This window comes from Phenylobacterium sp. (assembly GCF_013822795.1).
GTDB lineage: Bacteria > Pseudomonadota > Alphaproteobacteria > Caulobacterales > Caulobacteraceae > Phenylobacterium.
This window is the reverse complement of record NZ_PNLB01000007.1, coordinates 129,373-140,681: the sequence shown is the minus strand read 5'-3', so window position 1 is coordinate 140,681 and position 11,309 is coordinate 129,373. Positions and strand designations below refer to the sequence as shown.

Genomic DNA, 11,309 nt, shown 5'->3' with positions numbered 1-11,309 from the left:
CTACTGCGGCCAGTCGAACAGCACGCTCATTCCGGGGCGCAGGCCGTCCAGCCGCTCGACCGGACGCAGCCGCACCTCGAAGGAGCGGACGTCGTAGCCGCGCGATTGGCGGGTGGCGCGCCAGGTGGCGAAGTCGCCTTGCGGACTGATGTAATCGACCTTGAAGCGGGCGTTCTTGCGCTGCAGAGCGGGCACCGAGCCGCTTAGGACCTGGCCGGTCTTGAGGCTGTGGAACTGGTCCTCGCGGACGTTGACGCTCACCCAGAGGTCGCCGAGGTCGACCAGCGTGAAGATCGGGAAGGCGAGGGGCACGATCTCGCCGCCGTTGACCATCCGCTTGGAGATCTCGCCGGGGCGCGGCGCGGTCAGCCGCGTCTCGTTGCGCAACGAGACGGTCTCTGCGACGCCGGCCTTGGCGATCTGGACCTGGGCGTCGGCGGCCGCCTTTTCCTCGGCCGTCGCGCCGTTCAGCGCCTTCTGATACTGCGAGCGCGCCAGTTCAGCCTGCTTGGCGCTGGCGTCGCGAGCGGCCAGCGCCTCGTCGCGGCGCTGGGTCGAGATCACCCCCTCGCGGTGCAGGTTGTCGGTGCGGGTGAAGGTCTTCTGGGCCAAGGTCGCAGCGGCCTGGGCGCTCTGCCAGGCCGCGCGCAGGCTGGTCACGTCCTCGTCGCGCAGGCCCTTGTCGGTGCGCGACTGCAGCGCCTCGGCGGTGGTGAGCAGCCCCGCGGCCTGCGCAGCCTTGGCGTCGATCTCCGGGCTGGAGAGGATCGCCAGCTCCTGGCCGGCGCGCACGCTCTGCCCCGGTGAGACCAGCAGCTTTTCGACGCGAGACAGCGGCGCCTTGGTGGCGATGGTGATCTCGTCGGTGTCGACCATGCCCTGGAGCTGGTCGGGTGCGGGCCGGTAGGCGAGCCAGAGCCCGACCGCGATCACCGCAACGACAGCGGCGATCGCCAGCCAGATCAATGAATTGCGGCGAGATCTTGCGTCGGTCATGGCGTCGCCTTCTCCGATCGCGCGACATAGTCGCCGTATTGCTGCATGCGGCCGGACGCGATCAGCAGTTCGGCCAGGGCCAGATCGTATTCGTAGGCCGCCGCCGCGCGCTGGGTCTGGGCGATGCTCAGCGCCACCCGCGCGTCGATCACCTCGGCGGGGTTGGCCTGGCCCTCGCGGAAGGCGAGGTCCTGCAGCCGCATGTTCTCGTTCGCCGCTTCGATGTTGATCGCCAGCGACGCGTGCTGGCGGCGGGCGGTCTCGACCTGCCGATGCGCGCGCAGAGTGGCGGTCTCAAGCGCATCGCGCGCGGCCTGCACGGCGTGGCCGGCCTGCAACTCCTTCTGGCGGGCGGCGCTGACCGCCTTGCCGCGGTTCATGCCGGACAGCAGCGTGTAGTGAACCCCGACCCCGAAGATCCAGTCCGGCTCGATCAGGAACGCGTCCTCAGGGTTGAGGTTGTATTCGGCGAAGCCGTAGACCTTCGGGCGTTGCGCGGCCTGCGCGACCTTCACGCCCTGGGCGGCCTGATCGCGCAGGGCGTCGAGCTTGCGCAGCTCCGGCTGGTCGGCCAAAGCCGCAGCGACATAGATTTGCGCCGGTTCCAGCGGCGCAGCTCCCACGAACAGCGGCGAGGTCGGCGTCACGGCGCCCGGCTCGTCCAGCAACTTGGCCAGCACCGAGCGGGAGGTCTCGTACTCGGCCGCCGCGCGGTCGTACTGGCGGACCGCCGCATCGCGCGCCACCTGGACCTGCAGGCGCTGGGCCTTGCTGATGAACCCTTCACGCTCGAATTTCAGGGCGTCTTGGTAGTGGCGCTCAAAACCGTCGCGATTGTCGGTGCTTACGGTCAAAACCTGATGTGCGAGCTGCTGCCCGAAGTAGGCCTGGACCAACCGCAGGACCGCCAGATCCGCGGCGCTCGCCAGTTCGGCGTCGGCCTGGCGCACGCCGGCATTGGCCGCCGCCTTGGTCGCGGTGATCAGGCCGCCGGTATAGATCGGCGCGACGGCGGCGACGGTGGGGCGAAACAGGATCTGCTCGGTGCTGAGCCGCGCGGCGCCCGGAACGCCGCTGAGCACGCCTGACAGCCCCTGGCTCACATTGTTCGAGATGGCGTCGAGCAGCCCGCCGGGCACGTTTGGCAACAGCGCCGGCAAGGACGCCAGGAAGCCGTCGACTGACGACTGCACCAGCTCTTTGGCCGGGTCGAGGGGGATGTCGATGGTCTTCTGGTAGCGCAGCAGTTGGGCGTCGAGGAAAATCGACGGGGTCCCCAGCATCCGGACGGCGTCGGCCTGGTCCTGGCTGGCGCGCAGGCCGGCCCGCGCCGCCGCGAGGTTGTCAGAGCGATTGAGCAGCTGCTCCTGGGCTGCGGTGAAGCTTAGCGCTGCGCCGTCCTGGGCCGCGGCCGCGTGGGCGAGGACGGCCCAGGCCGCCGATGACGTCGCGATCGTGCGGATCCAGGACCGCGGCGCGGCCATCTCGCCTCCGAATCTGACGGCCCAAGGGCGTTCGGATCGAGCATGGCGCCGGAACGGCGCGGCTTCCACCCCTGCGTGTCTTGGGCGGGATGGGGCGGCCCCGGGGCAAGGGGCCGCCCCCTTGCGGCCGCGCGCAATGGGGGACTGCGCGGCCGCGAAGGATCAGAAGCGGTAGGAGGCGCTGACCAGCAGGCGGTCGCGCTTGCGGTCGCCGTCGAAGTCCGTGCGGTCATACTCGGCGCGGACGGCGATGTTGTCGGAGACCGCGTACTCGACGCCGGCGCCGAACAGCTTGCCGTCGACGTCCTTGTCGCTGCGGATCACTGTCGCGTTGTTGGTGAAGCGGATTTCGCGCTCGAAGTCCTGGCGCGCCCAGCCGGCGCGGCCGTAGAGCATCAGGTTGTCGGTCGCCAGGAAGCCGAGCCGCGCGGTGACGTCGTAGCCGCGGCCCGGATCGACCTTGACCCGCGCGGTGTCGATGCGGCTCTCGATCTTCTTGTCGCCGCCGCTGATCCCGGCCTCGGCGCCGATCACAATTCGCTCCGACACTCGCAGGTCGTAGCCGGCGAAGGCGCGGTAGGCGAACCCGCTGGCGTCATTGTCGGCCTTGCGGGTGAAGCCGGGGATGGCGTCTTCAGATTGGACTTTCGAGCCGCCGATCCCGGCGCCGACATGGAAGCCCTGGAACGGTTCGGCGCTGGCGGCCGTCGCGCCGAGCGAGAGGGCACCGGCCAGGGGGATGATCCAGAATTTCATACTCAACTCTCCTCGGAAGCGCGGCCGCAACTCGGTCGCGCGAGGGTCATTTGAGCCGGGAGTGTGGAGCCCGGGCGCAGGCCGCGCCGAGCGGCGACGGAGCGCTAGGCCGGCAGACGGATCTCGAAGCAGGCGCCGCCGCCCGGGCGGGCGAAAGCGATCGCAGTGCCGCCGTGGGCTTCGGCGATGGCCTTGACCACCGCTAGCCCCAGGCCAGTGCCGCCGGCGTCGCGCGAGCGGGATTCGTCAGCCCGCCAGAAGCGCTCGAACACCCGTTCTTCATCGCCGACCCGCAGGCCAGGGCCACGGTCGAGGACCCGCAGATAGACCATGCCTTCGCCGCGGCGGGTCTCGACCCGGGCTACCCCGCCGGCCAGCGCGTAGCGCCGCGCGTTCTCCAGCATGACCAGCAGCACCTGACGCAGTCGCGCCGGGTCGGCGCGCACCGGCGCGGGACGCAGGTCGCGCTCGATGATCAACCCGGCGGCGGTGAAATCGGGGGCCAGCGCGTCGACGGCCGCCTCGATCTCCACCGCCAGGTCCAGGTTCGCGGGCTGCAGCAGGAGCCGGCCGGCCATGGCCAGGCTCAAGGTGCGGAGGTCCTCGACGATCTGGGTCAGCGAGTCGACCTGCAGGATCAGGCCAGCCAGTCCCTTGCTGTCGGGCACGAAGACCCCGTCGGACATCCCCTGCAGCCGGCCGCGCAGCACGGTCAGCGGCGTGCGCAGCTCGTGGGCGATCGCCGCCACGCTCTCGCGCATGTCGCGTTCTGCGCGCTGCATTTCGTCGGCCATGAGGTTGAAGTCGGCGATCAGCTGATGCGTTTCGCCGGCGCCGCCGCCGATCTCCGGCTGCACGACGCGCGCGCCAAGGTCGCCGCCCGCCACCCGGCGCGCCGTCGCCGCGACCCGGTGCAGAGGATCGCTGATGCTGCGGGCGAACCAGAGCGCCGCGGCGACGCCTGCGGTCAGCGCCACCGCGCCGCAAACGGCCAGGGCGCCGAGCTCCATCAGGCTCAACTGGGTTTCCAGTCCCTTGTGGACATCGAGCAGGATCTGGAAGTCCGCCGGCTGCGGCGTGCGATTGGCCTCGATGGCGTGATAGGCCGCTAGCGCCTGCGGCGGCATCTGTAGTCGCAGGACCTTGTCGAGGATCAGGTAGTACAGCGCCATGCCGCCGATCATGATGATCACCGACAGGGCGACGACGGCGGTCATCGCCGCGACCAACTGGGCGCTCAGCTTCCATGGCCGGCGCGGCATGCGGCGCAGGCGGGTCATGGCAGGTGGGCGAGCCGGTAGCCGACCCCGCGAACCCCTTCCAGCAACTCGCCGGCGCCGGCCGCTTCCAGCTTGCGGCGAAGGTTGGAGACATGGCTGTCGACCGTGCGCTCCAGGGCGTCGCCGTCTGGCAGGCATGCATCGAGCAGCTCGGCGCGGCTGAACACCTTGCGGGGTGTGCGGGCCATATGTTCCAGCAGCCGGAACTCGGTGAGCGTGAGGTCGAGCGACTTGGGCTCCGCCTCGCCCAGGACGGTGACGGAATAGGCTTGCGGGTCGATCTCCAGCGGCCCCAGGCGCAGCAGGTGGCTGACGCCGCGGGCCTGGGTCCGGCGCAGGACTGCGCGAGCGCGCGCGACGAGCTCCAGCGGATTGAACGGTTTGACCACATAGTCGTCGGCGCCGATCCGCAGCGCTGAAAGCTTGTCGAGGTCCTCGGCCAGGGCGGTGGCCATGATCACCGGCGTATCGCCGCGCCGGCGGATCTCGGCCAGGACCTCGAACCCGTCAGCCTTCGGCAGCTTGACGTCGAGGACGACGAGGTCGGGACGCAGCATGCGGTGGTGCTGCAGCGCTGTCACCCCATCGGCCGCGCGCACTGTGCGGAAGCCGTCGCGTCCGAGATAGGCGTCGAGGATCTCGGCGATTTCGGGCTCGTCTTCGACGATCAGGATGAGGGCGTTGTCCATGCGGGCCACGAGCCGGGGGATTGTGGAGATTTGGCGCAGAACTAGGCCAGCCCGTGCGCATCCACCCGTGGGATGCTCACGGCCGGTCGACGCCTGCGTATAGCTTGAGGAGGTCCAGCGCCAGTCCTTGGGCGGCGCGACCGCCGGGCCCCGCGGCGTTGGCGGCGGTCAGCACCGCCAGCCCGCGCTGCGGCCCGACGATGACCACCGAATGCCAAAGCGTGTTCGAGCCTTCGTGCAGCAGGACGGGCCCTTGGGCCCACGGGCGGTCGGCGATCACGCCCCAGCCGAACGCATAGTCGTTGGGCTCGCCGGTCGGCGGGGTGGTCAGGGCGCCGATGCTGGCGCGGGTCAGGAACCCGGCGCCGTCGGCGAGGAACAACCGCACGAACCGGGCGTGGTCGTTCAGCGACATGTGCGCCGTCCCGGCGGGACCCAGAAAGGCCGGATTGTCGGCCTCGGGCTGCTGCGGGTCGATCGCCGGCCCGACGCCAAACCCCGCCATCCGGCTCGGGTGGCCCCAGGGCTGATCGCCGCGCGGCGCGCCGAAGCCGGCCGAGCTCATGCCGAGCGGCTCGATCAGCCAGGTGCGCATGGCGTCCTCCCAGGTCTGGCCGGTGATCCGTTCGATCGCCGCGCCCGCGATCACATAGTTGGCGTTGGCGTAGGCGAACCTGCGATCGCGGCGACGTGGCGGCGCTTCCAGCGCCCGCGCCGCTAGCTCGCTGCGCTGCTCGCTTGCCCGGGCAGGGGAGGAGCGCGCTGCGACGATCCATTCGGCGTCGACCAGGCCGCGGTCGCGCAGGCCCGATCGATGCCGCAGGAGATCGGCGATCGTAAGGGCCTCCCACGCCGGATGCGCCCGCAGGCCTGGAAACAGGCTCGGGAGGGGAGCGTCCCAGCGTGCGAGTTCGGCCTGCACCAGGCGGGCGAACAGCGCCGCGGTCATGGCCTTGGTGTTGGAGCCAAGATGCCAGCGATCGGAGTGGCTTACCGGCGTTTCCTGCGATCGCCGCCGCACGCCGGCGGCGCCGGACCAAACCACGCCGTTGCGGTTCACCACGGCGGCGGCGAGGGCCGGGGCGCGTGACTTCGCCAGTCGCACCTCCAGCAATGGCGCGGCCTTGATCGCCAGATCGGTCAGGCGGGGTTCGATGGCGATGGCGGCTGGCATGGATGATCCTCGACGGCGCCATCCACCGTGCGGCGGGACTGTGGACGCTCGATGGATGTCAGGTGGCGCCCCGGTGGATGCAACTCCCGCGCGCCCGGAGGCGCGGTGCATCTGCAAAAGCTGAGGGATTTGCGTGGCGGTCGCGTATTACATGGCGTGACGTATTCGGAGTCGTCGATGAACCACCCGCTGGATGAACTGGTCGAAGGCCTGCGATCGCAGGGAGCGGACCGCGATCTGAGCCAGCTCGAACCCGCTGTCTGGCGGCGGATCGGCGGCGCGCGTATCGAGCGCGCCTCCGCGTTGGGCTTTGCCCCCGTCCGCATGGCGAGCGTGGTCATGGCGTTGGTCGTCGGCGCTGCGGTCGGCAGCGCCTCGGCGGTGGCCGCGGTCGCCGCGCCGAAGGAAACGTCGGTCTTCGCCCTGGACAGCCGGCTTGCACCTTCGACCCTGCTGGAAGCGCGCCGGTGAGCGGACTTCGCGGTGCGATCCTGACGGTGCTGCTCGCGGCCCTGGCGGCGGGACTCGGCGCCTGGGGCGGGGCGACCTATGTCATCAAGGCCAAGCAAGAGCCGTCGCTGCACGAGTTCATGCACGACAAGCTCAGCCTGAGCGCAGAGCAGAGCCGCCAGCTGCAGGCGATCGAGCGGGAGTTCTCCATCACCCGCAGCGCCCGTGAAGCCGAACTGCGGATGGCCAACGCCGAGCTGGCCGGCGCGATCAACGCCAAGCACGAGTACTCCCCCGAAGTGCGGACCGCGATCGAGCACTTCCACGATGTGATGGGCGAACTCCAGAAGGAGACGGTCGTCCATATCCTGCAGATGCGGGCGATCCTGACCCCCGAACAGGCCGCGATCTTCGACAGACGCGTGTCGGAGGCCCTGACCGAAGACGCGAAGTGACCGGGCCCGACGAGGCGTCCGACGCCGAGCTGACCCGACGGGCGCTCGATGGCGAGGATCACGCGTTCACCCAGCTCATGCGTCGCCACAAGGACTGGCTGTACCGCTTCGTCCGTCGCTACGTCGGCGACGCCGACGCCGCCTACGAAGTCGTCCAGGAGAGTTTCGTCGCCGCGTGGCGCAACCTGGCGCGCTACGATCCTGGACGCTCGTTCTCCAGCTGGATGCGCGCCATCGCGCTCAACAAATGCCGTGACCGCGGCCGCCGCGAGACGGTGAGGCGAGTGTTCTTCGGCGCCGATCCGGGCGGCGAGGAGGTCGCCGCGGCGCCCGATCCGCAGCCCCGCGCCGACAGTAGCCTGATCGCCACTGAACGGCGCCGCGCGCTGGACAGGGCGATCGCCCAGCTGCCGGCCAAGCTCAAGGAGCCGTTGATCCTGACGGTGTTCGAGGAGCTGTCCCAGCAAGCGGCGGGCGAGGTGCTGGGCGTTTCGGCGAAGACCATCGAGACGCGGGTCTATCGCGCACGTCGGCGGCTGGCCGAATTGCTGAAGATCGAGGATTTGGCGGGGCCGGCCTGAGGGAAAACGATCGGACGCGCGTATCTCATTTTGACCGCTCGCTTGACCCTCCCACCATGGGAACCTGTTCCTTTCCCGCCATGACTGAAACGACCTGTACCCGACCCGTCGGCGCCTTCCTGCGCGTGGCGGGCTTTGCTTCGAAGGGCCGCCCATGAACCACTTGGATCGACGTCAACTGCTGCGCGGGGCGTCCGCCTTGGGCGGCGGGGCGGCGCTGAGCGCGCTGCTGCCGGCCTGGGCGCAGAGCGGAACCCCGGGCATCGCCAGCACCCTGCCGACCGTGTCCGGCGAGAACATCGCCCTGACCGTCGGGCACACGCCCTTCAAGGTCGACGGCCGGGCCGGCCATGCGGTCACCGTTAACGGCACGGTGCCCGCGCCGCTGGTCCGCCTGAAGGAGGGCCAGCAGGTCCGCCTCTCGGTCACCAACAATCTCGACGAGGACACCTCGATCCACTGGCACGGCCTGTTGCTGCCGTTCGAGATGGACGGGGTGCCGGGCGTCAGCTTCCCCGGCATCAAGCCGGGCGAGACGTTCAACTATGAGTTCAAGGTCCGCCAAGCCGGCACCTACTGGTATCACAGCCATTCGGGCCTGCAGGAGCAGATGGGCCACTATGGGCCGATCGTCATCGACCCCGCCGGCGAAGATCCGGTGAAGTCCGACCGCGAGCACGTGATCGTGCTGTCCGACTACAGCTTCATGCATCCGCACGAGATCTTCCGGAAGCTGAAGGCGCACGCCGGCTACTTCAACATGCAGAAGCAGACCGTCGCCGGCCTGCTGAAGGGCGAGGACCAGTCGTTCAAGGACCGCAAAGAGTGGTCCAAGATGCTGATGGACCCCACCGACGTCATGGACGTCACCGGGTCGACCTACACCTTCCTGATCAACGGCCATGGGCCGAAGGACAACTGGACGGGCCTGTTCACGCCGGGCGAGCGCGTGCGGCTGCGCTTCGTCAACGCCGGCGCCATGACTATCTTCAACGTCCGGATTCCGGGCCTGAAGCTCAGCGTCGTGCAGACGGACGGCCAGAACGTCGTTCCCGTGGACGTTGAAGAATTCCAGATCGCTCCGGCCGAGACCTACGACGTCGTGGTCCAGCCGATGGCCGATCAGGCCTACACGCTCGTCGCAGAGGCGGCCGACCGCTCCGGCATGGGCCGCGCCACGCTGGCCCCACGCCTCGGCATGACGTCGCCGGTCCCGCCGCTCCGCAAGCGACCGCTGCTCAACATGCGCGACATGGGCATGGACCACTCGGCCATGCCCGGCATGGAAGGCATGGAGATGGACCACTCGGGCATGTCCATGCTCGATCCGCGCAACGCGCCGCAGGTGAAACTGGGCCCCGGCGTGCAGATGATCTCGCCGATGCCGGCCGACCGCACCGGCGATCCGGGGCAGGGGCTGGAGGACGTCGGCCACAAGGTGCTGACCCTCAAGGATCTCGTCTCGCTCGATCCCAATCCCGATCCCAGGCCGCCGTCGCGCGAGCTGGAGATCCATCTGACCGGCAATATGGAACGCTTCATGTGGGCGTTCGACGGGGTGAGCTACAGCCACCTGAAGGACCCGATCCCGTTCCGCTACAACGAGCGGGTCCGCGTGGTGCTGGTCAACGACTCGATGATGGCCCACCCGATCCACCTGCACGGCCACTTCTTCGAGGTGGTGACCGGCAATCCGGGGCGACATCCGCGCAAGCACACCGTCAACGTGCTGCCGGGCGGCAAGGTGGCGTTCGACTTCACCGCCGATGAGCGCGGCGACTGGGCGTTCCACTGCCACCTGCTGTACCACATGCATGCGGGCATGTTTAACGTGGTGACCGTGCGTCCCCTGGAAGGAGACGCCGCGTGAGCCGCCAGCTTCTGATCGCCCTGGCGCCGCTGGCCCTGGCCACCCCCGCCGCCGCCCAGCACGAGCATCACGCGCCTCCCGCCACGCCTCCGGCGGCCGATCCGCACGCCGGTCACGCCATGCCCGCTGCCCCGGCGGCTGATCCGCATGCCGGCCACAGCATGCCGCCGCCTGCCGCCGATCCCCACGCCGGGCACGTCATGCCGGCGCCGGCGAACGTGCCGCCGGCTGGGAACGAGCCGGCGCCGCCGGTTCCGGGCGACTACGCGGCCGAACGCTACTTCGACCGCCAGGCGATGGCCGCGGCCCGCGCCCAGCTCGCCAAGGAGCACGGCGGCGGCAAGGCCTGGAAGGTGATGCTGAGCACCGCCGAGGTCCGGCCGGGCTCCGACGAGGACGCCTACGCCTGGGAGGGCGAGTTCTGGTACGGCGGCGATATCAACCGTCTGGTCCTGAAGTCGGCGGGCGAGGGCGAGTTCGGCGGCGATCTGCATTCGGCCGAGGCCCAGGTGCTCTATTCGCGCGCCATCGGGCCCTATTTCGATCTTCAGGCCGGCGTCCGGCACGACTTCGAGCCCGGCCCCTCACGGACCTACGCCACCGTCGGCTTCGAGGGCGTCGCGCCGTACTGGTTCGAGCTCGAGGGCGCGGCCTTCCTCTCGGAGAAGGGCGATCTGTCGGCTCGGCTCGAGGGCGCCTACGACCTGCGCCTCACCCAGAAGCTGATCCTCGAGCCTCGCGCCGAGGTCGAGCTGGCCGCGCAGGAGGTTCCCGAACTGGGGATCGGCTCGGGCCTCACCAGCGCCGAGCTTGGCCTGCGGCTGCGCTACGAGTTCCGCCGCGAATTCGGCCCCTACGTCGGCGTCTCCCACGAGCGGAAGTTCGGCGACACCGCCGATCTGGCCCGCGCGGCCGGGGAAGACGTCGAAGACACCCGTTTCGTTCTGGGCGTGCGCGCCTGGTTCTAGTCGTCGCGCCGCTGGCGCGAGCTTAGTTGGAGATCAACAGATGAAGACCCTGCTTTTGGCCCTGGCGGCCCTCGGCGTCAGCACGACCGGCGCCCTGGCCCATGGCGCCGACCATTCCGGCCACGCCGCGCCGGCCGCCGCCGGCAGCGTCGAAGGCACGGGCGTGATCAAGAAGGTCGACGCCAAGACCGGCTCGGTGACCATCGCTCACGACCCGATCAAGGCCCTGAACTGGCCGGCGATGACCATGCCGTTCAAGGTCGCCGACAAGGCGCTGCTGGCCAAGGTCAAGGTCGGCGCGAAGGTTCGCTTCGACCTCAACGGGCAGGTCATCACCGCCATCCGCCCGCAGTAACGGCTCGTCTCCGGGGCGGCTCGCCGTTCCGGAGACCTCGCCTTGACGCGGGTCAAATATTCCTGCCGTACCCGGAAAAAATTTGAGGGGTCGAGAGGGGCCGCGCGTATCCCGAATAAGCGACGATGGGTCGCTGAGCTGGCGCAGTCGTCCTGCGTCAAGGTGAGGGGATCAGCGTAGTGAGAACGGGGTAAATCAAGAAAAGTCGCAGTACGGCCTGATACACGCGATGCGGTATCTCGCTGGGTGGG

Annotated in this window: 12 protein-coding genes; 6 read left to right on the top strand and 6 right to left on the bottom strand. The window is 69.4% G+C overall.

The features are described from left to right. From C0481_RS08340 to C0481_RS08315, 6 genes are all read right to left on the bottom strand, one after another. Positions 1-996: an efflux RND transporter periplasmic adaptor subunit gene (locus tag C0481_RS08340; protein WP_293402567.1), complete on the bottom strand. Its 996-nt coding sequence runs from the start codon at positions 994-996 to the stop codon at positions 1-3. Continuing rightward, positions 993-2,480 carry a TolC family protein gene (locus tag C0481_RS08335; protein ID WP_293402565.1) on the bottom strand — a complete coding sequence of 496 codons (1,488 nt, stop codon included), beginning with the start codon at positions 2,478-2,480 and terminating at the stop codon, positions 993-995. Before C0481_RS08335 ends, C0481_RS08340 begins: the two co-directional genes overlap by 4 nt. 162 nt (positions 2,481-2,642) lie before the next feature. Next, positions 2,643-3,236 (bottom strand): porin family protein, encoded by a 594-nt coding sequence (locus C0481_RS08330; protein ID WP_293402563.1) that lies wholly within the window; start codon positions 3,234-3,236, stop codon positions 2,643-2,645. Between the two features lie 104 nt (positions 3,237-3,340). Further along, positions 3,341-4,516 (bottom strand): ATP-binding protein, encoded by a 1,176-nt coding sequence (locus C0481_RS08325; RefSeq protein ID WP_293402561.1) that lies wholly within the window; start codon positions 4,514-4,516, stop codon positions 3,341-3,343. Next, a complete protein-coding gene (locus C0481_RS08320) occupies positions 4,513-5,205 on the bottom strand; it encodes a response regulator (RefSeq protein WP_293402559.1) in 693 nt (230 codons plus the stop codon). Before C0481_RS08320 ends, C0481_RS08325 begins: the two co-directional genes overlap by 4 nt. Before the next feature lie 76 nt (positions 5,206-5,281). Then, positions 5,282-6,379, bottom strand: a complete 1,098-nt coding sequence (locus C0481_RS08315; RefSeq protein WP_293402557.1) for a serine hydrolase domain-containing protein — start codon at positions 6,377-6,379, stop codon at positions 5,282-5,284. Positions 6,380-6,484: 105 nt separating this feature from the next. Here C0481_RS08315 and C0481_RS08310 point away from each other — a divergent pair, with 105 nt between their 5' ends. The 6 genes from C0481_RS08310 (at position 6,485) to C0481_RS08285 (ending at position 11,058) form a co-directional block, all read left to right on the top strand. Continuing rightward, a complete protein-coding gene (locus tag C0481_RS08310) occupies positions 6,485-6,850 on the top strand; it encodes a hypothetical protein (RefSeq protein ID WP_293402555.1) in 366 nt (121 codons plus the stop codon). Then, positions 6,847-7,284, top strand: coding sequence for a periplasmic heavy metal sensor (locus C0481_RS08305; RefSeq protein WP_293402553.1), 438 nt, complete (start codon positions 6,847-6,849; stop codon positions 7,282-7,284). The genes C0481_RS08310 and C0481_RS08305 overlap by 4 nt, the downstream gene beginning before the upstream one ends. Then, on the top strand, positions 7,281-7,865 hold the full coding sequence (locus tag C0481_RS08300; protein WP_293402551.1) for an RNA polymerase sigma factor: 585 nt from the start codon (positions 7,281-7,283) through the stop codon (positions 7,863-7,865). The genes C0481_RS08305 and C0481_RS08300 overlap by 4 nt, the downstream gene beginning before the upstream one ends. Positions 7,866-8,019: 154 nt before the next feature. Next, positions 8,020-9,735, top strand: coding sequence for a copper resistance system multicopper oxidase (locus C0481_RS08295; protein WP_293402549.1), 1,716 nt, complete (start codon positions 8,020-8,022; stop codon positions 9,733-9,735). Further along, a complete protein-coding gene (locus tag C0481_RS08290; protein WP_293402547.1) occupies positions 9,732-10,703 on the top strand; it encodes a copper resistance protein B in 972 nt (323 codons plus the stop codon). The genes C0481_RS08295 and C0481_RS08290 overlap by 4 nt, the downstream gene beginning before the upstream one ends. Before the next feature lie 40 nt (positions 10,704-10,743). After that, positions 10,744-11,058: a copper-binding protein gene (locus C0481_RS08285; protein ID WP_293402545.1), complete on the top strand. Its 315-nt coding sequence runs from the start codon at positions 10,744-10,746 to the stop codon at positions 11,056-11,058. Positions 11,059-11,309: the final 251 nt, after the last annotated feature.